The following is an 18677-nucleotide window of genomic DNA, read 5'->3' as shown; positions in this document are numbered from 1 at the left end:
CTCTGATCGTTAAACATTCCTTCAGCTGCCACATTTTGTGTTATTATGAATTTAAGAGAAACAGTGGCACATGAGCCCATGAAATGCGTGGAAAGCGCAGAGGCCTGAGATGGAGGAAAGGATGTCATGTCATTTCATTCGGGAAGGACAAGAAGCCGGAGCACCGCGGCCAAGGGAGTAACTCCGCGTGAGCTGTACGGCGCTCCTTTGTGGAAGCGGGACCTGGACCGGAACTTGACTTTCGAGCACATTCGGAGACTCCAGCAAAATGCGGGAAATCGGGCGGTGCAGCATTGGTTAAGACGGTCGTCCGTTCGGAGCTTTTTGAGGAGGTCTGTAATGGCCGCGGGGGACCGGGTCAGTGATTTGCAGCGGTATAAAGCGGACACGGAGCCTGAAATGGCCCGGCTTCTCAGGCAAACTGCCGAGCTCGACAGAACCTTCGCCAAGTTCGTTACTCGGATGGAAGCGCTTTTCGGCAGGCCGGGCACCGACAACGATACGGAGCTCAGACGAAGAGAGGCAGAAGCGGACTTCGAGGCAGCACAAATTTTACAGCAGGCGGCCGGCGTTGAAGCCCGCTGCGAGCAAGTGAGCAAAGACATCGGGGCCTTGTGGCGGAAGCATACCGTCAGCCGTTTTGCCGTTCCGGTGGCCACACCGCTGCCTGTATTTCAAGAAGCGGGGATTGCCGGAGGGCATCAGGAGGAGGAGCTGAAGCATTTTTTGGCACGCCATCCTGAGTACCACGTGGTAGAGATCCGTAAAAAAACCGCGCAGGGAACAACGCTGCGGCTCTATAAGCAGTATATGTGGAAGAAGGACGGCCGTCCTCCGGCACCGGCCAATCTGTCCGAACGGCCAGCGGCCCATAATCCGACGCCGGACGGATGGGTGGCAGCGGAGGTTCGTCTAAGTACGGCGGAAAATCTCGCCCGTTGGCTGGATCGAGGAAGGGATGCGGCTAACGCATGGGATGCTTTTCAACCGGGGAGCTCCCGGCCGTTCCGCGGGCGGAAAGGTTTTTCGATATATTAAGGGAAAAATCTTGCTTCAATGAGATAAATTTCGTCAAAATATAGCAAAAGATATATTGCTTAAAGAACGCCTTCTGTGTAAAAATCAAGGTAAGTTAGTAAAAAAAGGTGTGGTCCTTTGATGATTCGAGACGCTTCCCCGGGCAAGCAGCTTTCAGCCCCTCCCCTTGCTTCAAGGTTCGAAAGCGCTCCCTTGCGCACCGGGAATCCGGTGGCTTTCAAGATGAAGGATATGCAGCGGATTTCGGGCAACCGTGCGGTCCGGCAAATGATGTCCGGCGGCACGGTCCAGCGGACGGTGATGGAGGAAGAGGAGCTGCAGATGAAGTCTGCGAAGCCTGCCCAGCGAACGGTTCTGGAGGATGACGAACTCCAGATGAAATCTGCGGCGGCGCCCGTCCAAAGAAAAGGCCAAGGGATGCCCGAGCCTGTCCGCACGAAGATGGAGCAGGCATTTCGAACGGACTTTTCCGACGTGAGGGTGCATACGGGGAATCAGGCGGAACGGGTCGGAGCGCTCGCGTATGCCCAGGGCAATGACATTCATTTTGCGCCCGGCCAGTACAATCCTGAAACTTCCAAGGGGCAGGAGCTGCTTGGTCACGAGCTGGCGCACATCGTTCAGCAAAAGCAGGGACGGGTGAAGCCGACGACTGAAGTCAACGGCGTGGCGGTGAACGACGATCCTTCGCTGGAGCGGGAGGCCGATCAGTGGGGGATCAAAGCGGCGCAAACGAAACTGGATTCGGCTCGTTATCGGGCCGGCTTTGGAGATTGATGGCCGTGTACGGTAAAAAGAACAAGGATACGCCGGGATACGCAACGGCTTGGGAGCATTACGAGCGGGAATGGTCGAGGCTCGATTTGCGGCTGGCGATCTTGATGAAGCTGATGGAGGAGCCCGACACGCCCGCCGATCCTTCGCTTCTGCCGTTCAAAGGACTCGTGCTGACGGAAGAGGAAATGCACAGGCTGCTCTATGACGGGGACGACAGGGAGGAGGATGCCGAGCTTGCGGGTCTGCGCCGCCAGTTGGCCGCGATGGACCGGGAGCTGGCCCGGAAGCGGCGGGCCTCTTTGGAGCAAGGGGGCTTCCTGCCGGTCCCTTACGTATCGCAGATGTTCGGGTTGAATGAATTTGAAGAGCAGACGCTGCTGATGGCGCTTGCCCTGGAGACGGACCGCAAGTACGAAAAGCTGTATGCCTACGTTCAGGACGATGCGACCTGCAAGTATTTGACGTCTGAGCTTGCGATGCGGCTGTATGGCCTGTCCGGAATGGACGGGGGCGGGCTGCTCAAGGCTTTTATGAACGGAAGCCGGCTGATGGAATGGTTTTTTCGCGGTGAAGCCCGGACGGTCGATCAATCCAACGGCCCGCTGCTTACGCGTCCCTTGCGGCTGGATGAGCGGATGACCGCTTTCCTGCTGGGCATCGGCTATACGGATGTGTCCCTGGGCCAGTGCACCAAGCTGTATGAGTCGGACCAGGATTTGCCGGATTTGCAAACGGGGCACGAGCTCCAGGGACGGCTGCGCGCATTTGTCGAACGGCGGGCAGAGTCCGACCCGCTCCCGGTATTTTGTTTATGGGGCCAGCCCGGCTCCGGAAAGAAGCTGCAGGCGCGGCACGCGGCGGCTCATTGGGAAAAGTCGCTGCTGGTGGCGAACGTCGAAAGCCTGCTTCGGGACGAACGTCCGTTTTCCGAGCTTATTGTCAAGGTGCTGCGCGAAGGGATGCTCTATGGAGCGATCGTTGCGTTCGAACGCTTTCACTTGCTCTTGGGAGAGGACGAAAGCATCGGGAAAAAACGGATGGAGCTGTTGAACCGGCTCCAGTCGGTGCAGGAGCCGCTCTTCCTTTTATCGGAGCAAGCCTTGAATCCCCGGCCGCTGCAAGGGAGGAAACTGTTTCTGGAGGTGGAGGTTCCGGTACCCGAAGCGGCGGAGCGCCGGAAGCTGTGGGAAAGCTGGAGTGCGGAACGGCGTCTGGAGCATGCCGCCGATTGGGAAGCGCTTGCCGGGAAGTTCCGCTTCTCGCCCGGGCAGATTGCAGCCTCTCTCGATTATGCGGTTCAATTGCTGCGCTGGGACGCTCCCGAAACGAATCGGGCTGGCGGTTCCGAGGCGATTTACCGGGCCTGCTATGCCCAGGTACAGCATAACTTGAAGAAAAAGGCCGTGCGAATCGAGCCGAAATACGACTGGGACCGGGTCATCCTGCCCTCCGAGCAAAAAGAGCAGCTGAAGCATGCTTGCGCCAGGCTGCAATACCGCGGCACGGTGCTTGGGGATTGGGGATTCGACCGCGCGCTCGCTTACGGCAAAGGCGTCAGCCTGCTGTTCGCGGGGCCTCCGGGCACGGGCAAAACGATGTCCGCGCAGGTGCTGGCCAAAGAGGTGCAGCTCGAAATTTACAAAATCGATCTGTCGCAGGTGATCAGCAAATACATCGGCGAAACGGAGAAAAACTTGCACGAGGTGTTCAGCGAGGCGCAGCTCAGCAATGCCATCCTGTTTTTCGACGAAGCGGATGCGTTGTTCGGCAAGCGGTCCGAAGTCAAGGATTCGCATGACAAGTATTCCAATGTGGAAACCGCTTATTTGCTGCAAAAGATGGAGGAATACGACGGCATTACCATTTTGGCTACCAACCTTCAGCAAAATTTGGACGAGGCGTTCATGCGGCGTTTTGGCTTCATCGTGAAATTTCCGTTTCCGGATGCCGGGCATCGCGAGCAAATATGGCGCGGGCTGATTCCGTCCGAAGCTCCGGTCGAGGACGATATCGATTTTCACTTTTTGGCGTCCAAGTTTGAGCTGGCCGGAGGATATATCAAAAATATCGTGCTGTCCGCCGCCTTTATGGCGGCTGAGCAGCGGTGCGCTATCGGGATGAAGCAGTTCATGCTTGCGGCGCGCAACGAGCTGCGCAAAAACGGGAAGATCTGGATCCGCGAGGAAATGGGCGAGTACGCCGACTTGTTCGATTGAGACGGAGAGGCAGAAGGGGAGGAAGCGCATGGCTGATTACACAGTGATCGCAGACGTGGGAAATACGCTGGTCAAGCTGTTAAGAGAGCATTTGACCCCGAAGCTTTTGTCTCAGCCGGAAGCGATCGGACTGGCCTCGCCGACGGATAAGGGAGATTTTCAGCTCACGCTGTTTTTGTACAGCATTCAGGAAAATACCGAGAACCGGCGGACGAATATGATTGGAAGGGGAACGGACACGCTGCAGTATCCGCCGATGGCGTTGAATTTGGTTTATCTCGTTACCTGCCATTCGGCATCGGAGCTCGCGACCCGTTCCTTTGACGAGCACCGCATTATGGGGAAAGTGATGCAGGTGTTTCACGACCATGCCGTCCTGCGGGGCTCCAGCCTGCAAGGATCGCTGGCCGACAGCAATGAAGCGATCCGGATCATGCCGCAGCCAATTACATTGGAAAACGCGGTCAGCCTTTTTTCCAACACGCCTTACAAATTATCGCTCAGCTACGTGGTCGGGCCCGTTTATCTGGACTCTACCCGCACGAAGCAAACCACACGGGTTGCGGAAGCGCAGTTCAAGTTGGAAGAGCGGGAAGGAAATTGATCATGGAGCGCTTGAGCAGCGAGGTGAAAGTCAAGCTGGCTCTGGTCGTCAAGCCGGTGGATGTCGTAACCGGTCTTGCCCCGGCCGCCGTACCGCGGTTGGTTGTGGAGGGCGTTCCGTGCAGACCGTTCCGCAAGCCGGACGGAACGTTCCTGCTGCTCGGCCTGCCCCCGGGAATGTACAGTATTGCCCTCAGCGCGCCGCCGCATTACGCGGACAGCAGGGTCGTTGTCGATACGGCGAATCTGTCTCCGCTGGAGCCTGTGGAGCTGGTGCCGATGCTGCCGACGTCCTCCTATCCTTTTGCGTCGGGAACGACGTTGATTTGCGTCAGGGCGAAGAACGCGCCGGATTCCGCGATAATACGGGCGGCCGTGACGGATGGGAATCTGGTCTGCGCGAAGCTGCTCCAAGATGCGGGCCAAGGCGAAGCGGAGCTTGCGTTCGGCGCCGTGCACCGGTTGGTCAGCGGCCGATGCTACTATGTGCTCGATCCTGATCCGGCCAAAAGGGAGTTTATCCGCATTGCCGCTCTGCATGAAGCGAACCGCAGAGCGAAGCTGCAGACGCCGTTCCGGTTTCCCCACCGCAAAGGAACCGTAGTGACGGACGTGGCGGAAGGCGCTGCCGACGGCCGCGGGGAATGGGCGGCCGCTTTTCCGCCGCAGGGTGTGAAACGTTTTGTCTGCGCGGTTCATTTGTTCTTGTCCGACGACGAATCGCTTATTCTGGATCAGGAGGTGCAAGTGGAAGAGGGACCACCGGTACGGCTCGGACTGCTCCCATCTACCGACGATTAAGGAAGCGGAGGGAAGTAAGGTATCGATACATAAGCCAGCATACATCCGGGAAATCGATAGCATGAGGAATCGCGATGACGATTGGGAGGGAGGAACTGATTCGGAACATGACGATATCCGGATCAGGAACAAATGGCTGAATATTTATCGCCGGGAGTATACGTGGAAGAGTTCGACAGCGGCGGTGTGCCGCTGGGCGGGGTCAGCACCAGCACGGCGGGCTTTATCGGTCTCGCTGCCAGAGGGCCGGTGGAAGGGCTGCCGCAATTCATTACCAGTATGAACGATTTTACACGGCAATTCGGGGGATACCTCGCTGAGAACGTTTTTGGCTCTTACCGGTATTTGGCCTATGCGGTCGAACACTTCTTCGTGAACGGCGGCTCGCGCTGCTACGTGATGAGGGTGGCTCCGTCCGATGCGAAGTCCGCGTCGAACGACGGAAGCTCCGCGCTCCGGCTCTTCGCCAAAAATCCGGGTGAATGGGGTAACCGGGTCCGGGTCGTACTGGAGCCGGCAAGCAAAGCGAAGACGCAAATTTATGAAATTTTAGGTGATGCCGGGACATCGAAGAAGTACCGCGTGAAAAGCAGCGCCGGTTTTAGAGCGGGCGACATCGTAGCCTTCGATAACGGCGAGAGCAAGCAGTACAACCGCGTCGTTTCGTCGCAGGACAACATCATCGAGCTGGAAAGCCCGTTGGAAGGCGGCGAAGAGGTTGTCGACGCGAACCTGCTTCCGGCGAAGGTGCTCACGACGTGCGAATTTACGCTGCATGCGTTCTATGGGGACGAAGCGGAAACGTACGAGCGTGTTTCCCTTAACGTTACGGCCCCGAATCATGTGGAGAAAGCAATTGGCAAGTCCAATATTATCGGCGTCTCCTGCGACGGTGCGGACCATGGCGCGGTGCATCCGTTCGAAGTCATCTCCGGTCAGCCGGAAGCGGCCGGCAAGTTCGCGATCGAACTGTCGGGCGGCAGCGACGGTTCTGCGGACGCCTTGTCGGCGGGAGATTTCATGGGTCAGGACCTCGGTCCTGGTAAACGGACGGGCATCCAGGCTTTTATCGACAACGACGAAGTCAGTCTGATGGCCGTACCCGGCGTAACCGACCCGAACGTGCAGCTTGCGCTTGTCGCGCACTGCGAAAATTTGGGCAGCCGTTTCGCGATTCTCGATATTCCGCAGGATAAAACGAAAATTGCCGACGTGATGACGCACCGCGATATTTTCGATACGCAGTATGCTGCCATGTACCATCCTTGGCTGCAGGTGTTCGATCCGCTGGACAAGCGTAATATTTACATACCGCCGTCCGGTTCCGTCGCCGGCATTTATGCCCGCAGCGACAATACGCGGGGCGTTCATAAAGCGCCTGCGAACGAAGTCGTGCGCGGCTGTGTCGGGCTCGATTGCCAGTACAATAAAGGCGAGCAAGATATTTTGAACCCGCGCGGCGTCAACCTGATCCGTTCCTTTACAGGCCAAGGGATTCGCGTATGGGGGGCGAGAACGCTTTCCTCGAACGGGCTGTGGAAATATGTGAACGTCCGCCGTTTGTTCATTTTTGTGGAAGGCTCGATCAAGAACGGCACGAACTGGGTCGTCTTCGAGCCGAACGACGAGAAGCTGTGGGCCCGCGTTCAGCGTACGATCGACGCGTTCCTGACCCGTGTCTGGAAAGACGGGGCGCTTGCGGGGACAACCCCGGGCGAAGCGTTCTATATTCAAATCGGCCGCAACACGATGACGCAGGACGACATCGATAACGGCCGCCTGATTTGCGTCATCGGCATCGCTCCGGTCAAGCCGGCGGAATTTGTCATTTTCCGGATTACGCAAAAAACCGGTTCGGAATAATGGATGGTTACAGTAGAAAGGGGTATGGCTCAGCATGGCAGTGGAACGCACCGATCCGTATCGCAAGTTTCGATACAGAGTAGAGGTTGAAGGGATTCAACAAGCGGGCTTCAGCGAGGTTTCCGGCTTCGACGCATCGCTCGATGTCGTGGAATACCGCAACGGAAATGAGGTCATTACGCCCCGCAAGCTCCCGGGATTGGCCAAATACGGAAATATTACGCTGAAGTGGGGAGTTACCGACTCCTTGGATTTATACGAATGGATTTCCAGCTGCTTACAAGGCAAGGTGACCCGCAAAACCGTAACGATCATTGCGCTTGACGAAGAGGGGCAGGACGTGGCGACCTGGCAGATCATCGAAGCATGGCCTTGCAAATACACGGCGCCGGATTTCAATGCCACGGCTTCCGACGTTGCCATTGAACACTTGGAGCTGGCGCACGAAGGCATGACGCGGACGAAGTAACGACTGGAAGCGCCGGAAGGGACTAGCGTTTGTTTTCTTCCGGCAGGCTTCTCACAAAGGAGGACATCATGGAGTTCAGAACGGAATACGAATTCGAGCTTCCGCGCGGTTATGTGGACGAGAACGGCAGCTTGCACAAACGGGGCGTGATGCGTCTGGCTACCGCAGCCGATGAAATATTGCCGATGCGGGATCAGCGCGTGCAGCAAAACCCGAGTTATTTGAGCATTATTTTGCTAGCTAGAGTCATTACCAAGCTGGGCGATTTAAGGGCGATCGATACGAAGGTGATCGAACGGCTGTTTACGTCGGATCTTGCTTTTTTGCAAAATTTTTACCGGCAAATTAACGAAGTGGAAAAGCTCAGCGTGCGCACCGTCTGTCCGAAATGCGACCACGAATTTGAGGTGGACATCTCTTTTTTAGCCGAGACGGAGGGGAACTGACGGTCTATCCGGCGGATAAAATTTATGAGGAAGCCGCGTTCCTGGCTTATTATTTTCATTGGCCTCATGACGATATCATGAACATGGAGCATCGCGAACGGCGGCGGTGGTGCTCGGAAATTTCGCGCATCAACCGCAGCCTGAACGATGAGCCGGACAACCCCTTCGACGTCTTTAAAAAGAGGTGAAGCCCATGAACGCAGCCGATTCGGAAATCTTCGGACAAGCGTTTCGTTTTATGGTGGAGCTTGACGGCATGCTGGTTGCCGGCTTCTCCGAGGTTAGCGGACTGCAGTCGGAGCTGGAGTTCGAGGAGGTAGCCGAGGGCGGGGTGAACGGCTATACGCACCGCCTGCCGAAAGGGACGAAATCGCCTCCAATCGTATTGAAACGGGGCATCACGAAATCGAGCGACCTGTGGGACTGGTATTTCAGCGCTGCAGGAGGCAAGGTGAAGCGCAAAAGCGGCTCGATTATTCTATACGACGCCTCGTGGCAGGAAATGATCCGCTGGAATTTCTTCGGCTGTTACCCGGTCAAATGGGCCGGACCCGAGTTGAGCGCTTCGAGCAGCGAGGTCGCGGTCGAGACGATCGAGCTGGTGCACAACGGATTAAAGGCCATTTACGCCCGTTAGCGGAAAGAATGCGGATGAAGGGCAACATTGAAGTCAAGGGGCACGGACGATGAGAACGACGAAGCGCATCCAAGCGGGGCCGGCGCCCAGCATGCCGGGGCATCTCCGGTTCGCCGAACAAATCACGCGGAAATACGGCTTTGCGTCCAGGAACTACTTGGGACCGCAAGCGCTAACCTTGCTTGAGGCCGGAGAGGGAGGCTTTCCTGTTCAGCATGTCTCGCTGGTTCAATTCACGCTTCATTTGAAAATGCAGCTGCAATTGCTCAAGCAAGAAGAGCGGGATATGCTTCGAACGTACCGGCGGACGCTGCATCTGCTGGAAAAGCTGGCCCGACGGCATGACGCTTCGGAACGAAAGACAAGCTCTTTTTTACCGACAGGTGTGGGAACGGCATCGCGGATAACTGCGGCGAATTCGGCAACCGGCACGATGCGGGCGGATCGTCGGCAAGAAAGCAAGGCGCTGCGTTCGAATGTTGGAGAAATGGAGCGAGCGGTTGGTTCTACGCCTTTGGGTGCGCATCGACATCCTCAGACGAACGGGGAAGCGGCCGGTTCGCGAAATTCTGCGGATATAGGCATTAGGCAGTCGGTTTCGGCAGGGCTGATGGTTCATTCGAGCGGGCGTATACGCGGTCGTGGGATGAGAGAGCCTTTGGTGCTGCGCAGGGATTATCGCTTTGCCGAACGTTCAGGCAGAGGGTACAACTTATCCGGTGAACGGGCGCGGCATGTACCTGTTGATCAGGTGCGACAGGCCAGACGGAAGCCCGAATCCAAGGCGATGGCGGCTCTGAGAAACCCCGATGCGGCAGCGGAAATAAAGGAGCGTCGCGACGAACGGCAACGGGGCTTGCAGCAGGGATCTTCTTCGGGAGAAAGCAGCCGGAGTCCGCTGCTTGAGCGCGAGTGGCGCAAACCGGAGCAAGAGCAGGGGCGGGCCTTCGGGCAGGTCTTGGAATGGAAGCGGATTTCCTTGCGGCAACAGGCTTTCAATCCTATACATATAGATCGGACAACACAGTTTTATTCGGTCATGGCCGATGATGTCCTAAGTCAACATATAAGCGAGAGCCAAGGCCTCCATTTACGCGGACGTTTGGAAAAAGCGTCAAGTCCGGTTGATTCGGACGATAAGAAGGGATATCGAACCGTAAGCGAAAGTCGGGGCGGCCGTACTGTTGTGCGTCCGATCATAGTCGCCGCAAGTCCGATTGACGATGACGATAAAAGGAATCGGACGCTTGGAGGAAACGCTGGACAAAGTGCGGGTTGGAAAAAACGCGGAACGGCATCCGTTACCGAACGGTCGTGGCTTAGACCGAAGGGAGTATCCTCCCTCGGTATGGAAATTTTGCTGCAGCGCCGCATTGGCTTGTTTGAAGCAGGTTCCTTGGGCGGTCATCGGACGCTGGATGCCCGGCTTGAAAAGAAGCGCATGACGGGAAGCCGTCAAACGGATGCTGCTGCGGCAGCTTCGGAAGGCCGCCTGTTTGTACTTGGGCGGTTACGCATGGATGGTCCGGCTAAGTCTATGCGAGACATATCGGACCGTCGTTACGAGACGGCTGTATTATCGTCAACCACCACCGTCTTCGAACGAACGCATTGGCAAAAGGTGAATGCCGATCTTTTCTACGGTCGGGCACCTATTATTGTGCAGCGGAAGATCGGGAACGAATCGTCGGTTTCGCTTCGGTTTCATTATCCGATGAGCGCGTCCTTGCGCAGAGATAATGTTTTTATCAGCCAAAGTCCGGGACGAAGCAGCAATAAATTTGGCGGTATCAGTTCCCTTCAGATGCTTGTCGGTGTCGTGCCATCCACTGGTATTTCTGCGTTTGAATACGATAGTTCGGTACATTCGTACGGCTCTGTTCCACTTCACAGCCGAATGCTCATGTCAAGCGAACAGTTATATCACAGCCGCATTGCGGAGGCAGAGAGCGGAGAAATGACGGCTGATTTGGCAGTCCCTGTCCGACACGAAAGAACGGGGCTTGTTACTGTTCAGCCTAAGCCGGTAGCTGTAAAAACCGGAAATCCGATGACAAGCCTATCCGGGGTGAACAGCAATTCGCCGATCGTCTCGGCCAAACGGTCATCCGCTGTCGAAGGACGGCAACTCCAACGCCATCCTTTGCCGTTTGGAGGAAGAGCTGTGTCTATTGGTACACAGATTTATGCTGCCAATTCCATAGGGGCGGTGAAGCAGCGTTACGTTCGTCGGCATCAAGCCTCCCAATCGAATTCAGCGCCGACACGTGGGAAAAATGCTAGGCATGATGCGAACGATACGGTCTCGGGCTTTACGAGCGAAGCCGTTCGAAGCTTTACAACCAGGACGGTTTCGGGCTCTGCGAATCCAATGATTCGTAGGTTTATTCGCGGGGCTGGTTCAAGCCTTGTGGATATTGTGCTTCGAAGCACATCAGACGAGATACGCGAATCGGAAGGATGGGGCTGGAATTTAACAGATGTACGACGACATCCGGTTGTTCCGGCGCAGTACGAACAATCCCGGTTTTTATCCGTACATTCCTTTATCCTTCATAAACTGGTTAGCTTACGTTCGGAGGGCGGATTGAGAGCCCTCTTACCGAATGTAACGGATTTTGCGGGTAACATCGGTGGGAGCAGGATTGCCTTGAGGGACGGTGATGCGGAAGAACGGGCAATGCGTAGACATCCGGCAGGCCCGGATGCGACGCTGTTTAAACGGAATAGCGCCGTATACCCTTCGGCTTCAGTTGGAAGCATGGCTCCAACAGCACCAGTTCCTCAATTCAGGGTCGTCCCCTCGCAGCATGCCAAGGCAGGTCAAGCGACTGTGTTCGGACCGCCATTTGTACAAGCATTGCCGGACCCTTCGACTCGTATGGCAGCGGCCATTGCAAACAAGCTCCCGCAGGTTCGCGCAGACTGGTCGTCTGCTGCAACTGCGAGCGTCTTGGGCATTTTCCCGCCTCGTGCTTCGCAACGTCCGTTGGAGCTGTATCCGTCGCGGGCTGACACGCAGCGTCTGTCAGTGGTGCGCACGAACGCCTCGGGCGTCTTGTCTTCCGGATCGCTGCAACGCCCGTTGCAGATGCATACATCGCAGGCTAACGAGCAACGCTTGTCCGCGATGCCTGCGAACGCTTCGGGCGTCTTGTCACCTGGATCGCCGTTACCCGCGTTGCAGATGCATCCGTCGCAGGCAGACGTGCAGCGTCTGTCCGCGATGTTGGCAAACGCCTCGGGTGTGTTGTCGCCCGGAGTGCCGCAACGCTCATTGCAGTTGCATCCGCTGCAGGCTGATGCGCATCGTTCGCCCGCAATGCCCGCGAGCGTCTTAGGCACCCAACCGCCCCAAGCCGCGTCGCTGCCGTTGCAATTGCATCGGCAGCAAGCTGTCGCGCCGCGTTCGCCCGCGGTGCCCGCCAGCGCCAGTGCCGAAGGCGCTTTAACGCCTCGCGTCGCGCTTCAAATGCGCACGGCTCAGCAGCACGCCAAGGCGGCCGTCACGCCGAGCCCGTCCTACCGGGCTGCGCGCTCCGAAATCGAATACCATAAAAAGCAGAAGCCGGATACCGGGACCTTGGCGAAGCAAGCGGCGGCGCAGGCCGTCACCCAGGTTTCCGCCCAGCTTGAAGCGATGAAAATCGAGCTATCAGCCGCGTCTCAGACGGCTTTACCGGACTTGGACCGTTTTGTCGACCAAGTGTATAGAGAGCTGGAAAACAAAATCAAATTCGAGCGGCAGCGCAGCGGGCTTTGAACCCCTGCGGCCGCGATTCCCGAACTTGCAAAGGGTGAGGCGGATGGCTTTAACGAAAGCCAAAATTATTGTGGAAGGCGGCAGCCGACAGGAGATCGAGGTGCTGTTTAACCCGAAGGAATACCAGTTGGAGTCGTCCAACAAATTTGCGTGGCAGATGATTCCCGGCTTGAACGCGCCGATTGCCCAATTTGTGAGCGGGGAAGCGACGACGCTGTCGATGGACCTGTTCTTCGACAGCTACGAGAAAGGCACGGATGTCCGCGCCCACACCTCGAAAGTCGTTAAGCTGCTCGATGTGGATAAAGATTTGCACGCGCCGCCGCCATGCCGTTTTGTATGGGGCTCCTTGAATTTTAAAGGCATTGTCGAAAAGGTTTCGCAAAAATTTACGATGTTTCTCGATTCCGGGATACCGGTGCGAGCTACGCTTCGTGTGACGTTTAAGGCCGTCATGAGCATGAAAGAGCAGTTCCAGCATATTCCCCGCCAGTCCGCCGACCGCACGAAGCAAAAGCTGTTCAACCAAGGCGACCAGCTGTGGATGATTGCTGCCCAAGAATATGAAAATCCCGGACTATGGCGCGAAATTGCCAAAGCGAACAAGATCGACAACCCCAGGCATATCGAAGCCGGACGCAGACTGATCGTTCCGAGGCTGGAATAGACGCTGCCATAATCCTGCCAATACATAACGAAGAAAGGGGAATGGCTTATGGCGCTGGAAACCAAGACGTATACGTTTGACGAGTTGGAAAGCAAGTACCGGAATTTCTACGCACCCGCTTACGAGATTTATATCGACGGCTCCAATATTGTCACCGAAAGTATGGCCATTCCCTCCATCACCGTCACGACAAGCGTCGAACCTAAAGCAAACTTCGTCGATTTTTCCGTAAAAAACGCCTACGATATCGTCAAACGGGATTTCAAATGGCTTGCCGAGTACTTTGTCCTGGGGAAAACGCTGGAAGTGAAAATGGGCTATACGGACAAGCTGAAAACGGTATTTTACGGGATCATCACTTCCGTTACCGCCGATTATCCGGCACAGGGCCATCCGACCCTCCGTGTGAAGGGGATGGACAAGTCGACGCTGATGATGAAAGGCTCGAAGGCCGGCTATTGGATCGACAAAAAGTACAGCGACGTAGCCAAGGAGATCGGCCAAAAATATGTGCCCAAAGTGATCGTCGACGATACGGAAACCGTGATCGGCACGATCGACCAAAAAGGAATGAGCGACTTTAAATTTCTCAGGTACTTGGCGCTGATGTGCAATTACGATTTTTTTCTCGTGGGCAAAACGATGTATTTTCGCAAACCGCTTACGGGGACTTCCAGCGTGCTCACCTTAAGCTACGGCCAAAATTTGCGCAGCTTTGCCACCGATATGAACCTTGCCGACCAGATTACCAAAGTGACGGTGCGCGGTTGGGACGACAAGCAGCAGAAGCCGATCGTCGCTTCGGCTACCGAGATCACCAAGCTTGGCTCCGGCTCCAAGACGGGCAAAGATTTGCTGAAAACGCACGGCGAGTTCGAGGAAAATATCGGTGCGAATGTCGATTCCGTGGAAGAGGCAAAGGCGAAGGCGGAGGCGGTTATGAACGAGCGGGGGATGAAGCTGGTTACCGGGCATGGCGAAACCATCGGCCTGCCTGAAATTTGCGCGGGCCGATATATGAAGCTGGAGGGATTGGGCAGGGTCCTCAACCAACCGTACTATATTACGTCCTCCACGCACCGGATCGACGCCTCCGGGTATACGACGACTTTTAAAGTTCAAGGAAATGCGGTGGGCTGATATGAACGAATTTCCTTTCTCGTTAAATCCGAACGAAGCGATGGAATCGTTGACACCGAAGATTAACGGTGTGATGGTCGCCGTCGTGACGGACAACAAGGACCCGGAAAACCTGGCCCGGGTCAAGCTGAAGCTTCCACTCCGCGAAGGAGAAACGGAAACCGATTGGACCCGGATCGCCACGCTGATGGCCGGGAAAGATCGCGGGACGCTGTTTATTCCCGAGGTGGGGGACGAGGTACTGGTCGCCTTTCATCTTGGGGAGGCCCGGCAGCCCTATGTGATCGGCACGCTGTGGAATAAGAAGGACCCTTCTCCCGAAGGGAAGAACGACAAGAACGACGTGCGCAAATTCAAGTCGCGGGCGGGCCATGAGCTGATTTTTGACGACAACGACGCGGAGGGCAAGATCACGGTCAAGACTCAAAAAGGCCAGATCGTTGAGCTTCTGGATAAGGAGAGCTCGGTCACCATCGCCGATTCAAGCGGAAACCACTCGATTGTCATTCAAGGCGGGTCCGCTAACGAAATCAAGATCAAGTCGAGCACTTCGGTCATCACGATGAATGCCAAGGGCGATATCCAGATCGAGAGCAGCAAGCAGATTACCGTCAAATCGACTCAGGTCAACATCGAGGCTTCCGCGAGTTTGGCGCTGAAAGGCAGCGCCTCCGTCGATATCAAATCGGACGGGGTCGTCAATATTAAGGGCAGCCTGGTCAAAATCAACTAATCGGCCAAGGGAGGCGCACGGGTGAAGTCGTTTTTGGGCAGAGGATGGAAATTTCCCGTCGAAGTGGACGAGGTGACCGGCCGCATCAAAATGTCCGAATATGAAGAGGACATCGCCGAAGCGATTCGCATTATTGTTTGGACCGCCAAAGGAGAGCGTGTCATGAGGCCGGATTTCGGCTGCGGCGTGGAGCGCTTTCTGTTCGGCTTGACGAACGAGACGACGATGCATCTGCTGGAGTCGGACATCGCGGAAGCGATTCGCATCTGGGAGCCTCGAGTGCACGAAGTCGAAGTCCGGGCGGAGCCGGATACGGACGATCCCGGCAAAGTGATGATCCGCATTCAGTACGAGGTCCGATCGACGAACAACTTATTTAATCAGGTGTATCCGTTCTATATTCATGAAGGCACGAAATGAGCAGCCGAATAGGCTGGGAAAGGAGGCGGTTCACGGATGCGGGTTCCTCCGATCGACGCCCGGGATGTCCCGGCGCTGATTCGACAAATGCAAGAGATGACACCTTTTTATACACCCGAATGGAGATTCACGCCGGAGGACCCCGATCCGGGAACGGCTTTGTTTCTTCTGTTCGCGCGGATGCTGGGGGACAATATCTCCAGGCTCAACCAAGTGCCGCAAAAAAATTTCGTCGCTTTCCTCAATATGCTGGATGTGTCCCAGCAGTCCTCCCTTCCGGCCAAGAGCTACCTGACCTTTTATTTAAGCGAGGGAGCGCAGGAGACCGTTCCGGTGCCAAAAGGGACGAAGGTGGCCGGAACGCCCCCCGAGGGCGGAGAACCAGTCATTTTCGAAACGGCGCATTCCGTCATGGTTACGCCCGCCCGGCTTACGGACATGTACAATGTCAGCGTCCGCCACGACAGGGTCGTCCGGCTTGACGCTCCCTTGGGAGAGGAACGGCCGGCGGCGCTGTTCCGGTTCGGGACGGAAGGCGACGTGCAAGAGCACAGCCTGCTTCTGAAGCACGATCATTTGTTCAGGCTAAAGCACGGAGCGAGAATCGAGCTGGAGCTGACGCATTCGCTGAAGCGGTTCAAGGAGGCCGCCTTATCGGAACGTTTGGCGGACAGCGGGGCGGTGACGTGGAGCTACTACTCGGGCGGGGCCTGGGTTCCGTTCGACGAGGCGGAAAGCCGCGGAAACCGGTTGATTTTGACCAAACGCACGCATGCCCCGTGGGAAGAAACGGAGCTGGAGGAAGGCGCCGGAAGATGGCTGCGGTGCAAGGTTCGCTCGCTCGGCGCGGCTGCGGGCACTCCGGATTTGGCAGAGCTGGAGCTGGATGGACTGCGCATCAAGGCGGATTATGCGGACCTGCATGGCGACGGCGGAATCGAACCGGAGCGGATGTATTTCGGCGATATCCAAATCGATTCGGGCGGCGGCTATCCGTTCGGCGACCTGTTTGCGCCGTTCGGGACGTTTTATGCCGCATGTGCGGAGCCGCTCAGCAAGCGGGGCGGCAAAATAACGGTCAGCTTCCGCTTATCGCGCAGGGAGCATCGGCTGATCCCGGAGAAGCCGCCGCACATCGACTGGAAGCCGATTATGAAAAAGAAAGATGTGGACAAGGTCGATATCCCCGATCCAGTTTCGATCACCCGCGTCGTATGGGAGTATTGGAACGGTTCGGCCTGGGTGAGGCTGCCTGTTCCGGCAGCGGCAGAAACGCTGTTTTATCATCCTGTGGGGGGGCACGCGGAGTTTGCCTTCGTATGTCCGGCCGATCTGGAGCAAACGTTCGTCAATTCGGAATGGAACTATTGGATTCGCGCACGGATTTTGCATATCGAGCATTTGTATTCGGCCAACCCGCTCTATTTGTCCCCCTGGATTGAGCAGGTCCGGCTGAAATACGCTTACGACGAGCCGCTCTACCCGCCTGAAGCGTGCTGGACCCGAAACAACGCGGAGAGCCGGGACTGCTCCGGACAAACCGGGGGCAGCGATCGTCCCTTTGCCCCTTTCCGGCTGCCGGAGGGCGGCAAGCCGGCCGTTTATTTTGGTTTTGACCGGGCCCCTGTCCGCGGACCGATCAGTCTATATTTTTCCGTGCTGATGCAAAAAGCGGCGTCCGGCGACATCCCGCTTATCGAGTGGGAGTATGGAGCGAGGGAAGGAAACTGGCGTCCTTTGAAGACAACGGACGGCACGAACGGGTTTACGCAAAGCGGAACGGTTCTTTTTTATTCGCCGTCCGATTTGGTGGAGCTTCGGATGTGGGGCCGGGACCGGTATTGGATTCGCGCGGTGAACAAGGACGCGAGGTTCGATTCGGACAGCCCGCCGAGCCCTTATCCGCTCATCTTGGGGGTCCATTTAAATACGGTGGCGGCGATCCAGCAGGAGACGGTCGAGCAGGAAACGCCGCAGGAGGCGGCCGCCGGGGATTTCCCGGACGAGGCGTCGGCCGTCGTCCTGGCTCACACACCGGTCGTCTCGGAGGAAGTGTGGGTGGACGAAACCGGGCATTTGGCGAAGGAAGAGCTGCCCGAGCTGGGGCTCGCCGAAGGACGGGTGGACATCATACGGGATTCGGATGGGCAGGTGCTGAAGTGCTGGGTCTGCTACGAGCCGGTGGCGAATTTCCTCACTTCGGGTCCGTCCGACCGACATTACCGGATAGATCGTTCGACCGGGCGGATCTATTTCGGAGACGGGGTTCACGGGAAGCGTCTTCCGAACTCGGATATCGAACGGATCAAGGTGAACTACAAAACCGGCGGGGGAGAACGGGGAAATTTGGACCGGCTGACGATTAACCAGCTGCAAACGTCCATTGCCTTCATTCAGAGCGTCGTGAACCATGAGCCCGCTTCCGGCGGCTGCGAGCCCGAATCGCTGCAGGAGGCGCTGAAACGCGGACCGCAGCTGGTCAAGCACCGGGGACGCGCGGTGACCGCGGAAGATTACGAATGGCTCGCGAGGGAAGCTTATCCGGGCATCGGCAAGGTGAAATGCCTGCCCGGCCGCAACGTCCGCATGGAGAAAGAGATGGGCTGCATCACGCTGGTCGTCCTGCCGAAAACGGGCTTTCACGATGGCCCTCCTTTTATCGAGCTGAAGAAGCGGATCGAAAGCTATCTCCGGGAACGCGCAGCTTATCCGACGGCTTTTCCGGACAGCATTCAAGTGATCGGGCCGGCCTGGCTGGAGATCGGCGTGCAAGCGGTATTGGCCGTAAAAAGCATGGAGGAAGCGGCTGCGGCTGAAAGTCAAGCACTGAGCAAAATCAGCCGGTTTCTGCATCCGCTGGTTGGGGGCTTGAACGGAAACGGGTGGGAAATCGGCAAGCCGCTGCACCTGTCCATGTTCTACGCGCTGTTGAAATCCATCGGGGCGATCCATCACGTCGACCGTCTGACCATGACGGTAACGAAGATGGAGGACGGAGTGCGCACGGAGCTGCTGCCGGAGAACATGTCCCTGATTCCGCATGGCATCGTCACCGAAGGCATCCATAAGCTGGCTATCGAGATCGTGTAAGGGACGGGAGGGGA

General features: G+C 56.8%; 16 protein-coding genes. All 16 read left to right on the top strand.

Annotated features, from left to right (window positions below; all coding sequences use genetic code 11):
* Window positions 1-126: 126 nt before the first annotated feature.
* The 16 genes from KQX66_RS00915 (at window position 127) to KQX66_RS00845 (ending at window position 18663) form a co-directional block, all read left to right on the top strand.
* Window positions 127-1038, top strand: a complete 912-nt coding sequence (locus KQX66_RS00915) for a hypothetical protein (RefSeq protein WP_216788707.1) — start codon at window positions 127-129, stop codon at window positions 1036-1038.
* Window positions 1039-1260: 222 nt separating this feature from the next.
* Window positions 1261-1815, top strand: a complete 555-nt coding sequence (locus tag KQX66_RS00910) for an eCIS core domain-containing protein (RefSeq protein WP_216788704.1) — start codon at window positions 1261-1263, stop codon at window positions 1813-1815.
* Complete coding sequence (locus KQX66_RS37945) at window positions 1749-4031, top strand: ATP-binding protein (RefSeq protein ID WP_216788702.1); 2283 nt, start codon at window positions 1749-1751, stop codon at window positions 4029-4031. The genes KQX66_RS00910 and KQX66_RS37945 overlap by 67 nt, the downstream gene beginning before the upstream one ends.
* 28 nt (window positions 4032-4059) lie before the next feature.
* Window positions 4060-4635: a Pvc16 family protein gene (locus tag KQX66_RS00900; protein ID WP_216788700.1), complete on the top strand. Its 576-nt coding sequence runs from the start codon at window positions 4060-4062 to the stop codon at window positions 4633-4635.
* Between the two features lie 2 nt (window positions 4636-4637).
* Window positions 4638-5435 carry a hypothetical protein gene (locus KQX66_RS00895; RefSeq protein WP_216788698.1) on the top strand — a complete coding sequence of 266 codons (798 nt, stop codon included), beginning with the start codon at window positions 4638-4640 and terminating at the stop codon, window positions 5433-5435.
* Between the two features lie 132 nt (window positions 5436-5567).
* Window positions 5568-7298, top strand: coding sequence for a phage tail sheath family protein (locus KQX66_RS00890; protein WP_216788696.1), 1731 nt, complete (start codon window positions 5568-5570; stop codon window positions 7296-7298).
* A gap of 34 nt (window positions 7299-7332) precedes the next feature.
* Window positions 7333-7767: a phage tail protein gene (locus tag KQX66_RS00885; protein ID WP_216788694.1), complete on the top strand. Its 435-nt coding sequence runs from the start codon at window positions 7333-7335 to the stop codon at window positions 7765-7767.
* A gap of 68 nt (window positions 7768-7835) precedes the next feature.
* On the top strand, window positions 7836-8213 hold the full coding sequence (locus tag KQX66_RS00880; RefSeq protein WP_010500500.1) for a hypothetical protein: 378 nt from the start codon (window positions 7836-7838) through the stop codon (window positions 8211-8213).
* A complete protein-coding gene (locus KQX66_RS37940; RefSeq protein ID WP_081481771.1) occupies window positions 8210-8401 on the top strand; it encodes a DUF6760 family protein in 192 nt (63 codons plus the stop codon). Before KQX66_RS00880 ends, KQX66_RS37940 begins: the two co-directional genes overlap by 4 nt.
* Window positions 8402-8406: 5 nt before the next feature.
* The gene (locus KQX66_RS00875; protein ID WP_216788692.1) at window positions 8407-8850 is read left to right on the top strand and encodes a phage tail protein; all 444 of its coding nucleotides are present in this window, start codon (window positions 8407-8409) and stop codon (window positions 8848-8850) included.
* Window positions 8851-8899: 49 nt separating this feature from the next.
* On the top strand, window positions 8900-12613 hold the full coding sequence (locus KQX66_RS00870) for a hypothetical protein (RefSeq protein ID WP_216788689.1): 3714 nt from the start codon (window positions 8900-8902) through the stop codon (window positions 12611-12613).
* A 43-nt stretch (window positions 12614-12656) separates the two neighbouring features.
* Window positions 12657-13280: a CIS tube protein gene (locus KQX66_RS00865; protein WP_216788687.1), complete on the top strand. Its 624-nt coding sequence runs from the start codon at window positions 12657-12659 to the stop codon at window positions 13278-13280.
* Between the two features lie 48 nt (window positions 13281-13328).
* On the top strand, window positions 13329-14420 hold the full coding sequence (locus tag KQX66_RS00860; protein ID WP_216788684.1) for a phage late control D family protein: 1092 nt from the start codon (window positions 13329-13331) through the stop codon (window positions 14418-14420).
* A gap of 1 nt (window position 14421) precedes the next feature.
* The gene (locus KQX66_RS00855) at window positions 14422-15153 is read left to right on the top strand and encodes a phage baseplate assembly protein V (RefSeq protein WP_216788682.1); all 732 of its coding nucleotides are present in this window, start codon (window positions 14422-14424) and stop codon (window positions 15151-15153) included.
* Between the two features lie 21 nt (window positions 15154-15174).
* Window positions 15175-15573: a GPW/gp25 family protein gene (locus KQX66_RS00850; RefSeq protein WP_216788679.1), complete on the top strand. Its 399-nt coding sequence runs from the start codon at window positions 15175-15177 to the stop codon at window positions 15571-15573.
* Between the two features lie 36 nt (window positions 15574-15609).
* A complete protein-coding gene (locus tag KQX66_RS00845) occupies window positions 15610-18663 on the top strand; it encodes a putative baseplate assembly protein (protein WP_216788677.1) in 3054 nt (1017 codons plus the stop codon).
* Window positions 18664-18677 lie beyond the last annotated feature (14 nt).

This window comes from Paenibacillus oleatilyticus (assembly GCF_018998565.1).
Lineage (GTDB): Bacteria > Bacillota > Bacilli > Paenibacillales > NBRC-103111 > Paenibacillus_G > Paenibacillus_G oleatilyticus.
The sequence above is the reverse complement of the archived record's forward strand: the minus strand, read 5'-3'. Positions and strand labels throughout refer to the sequence as shown.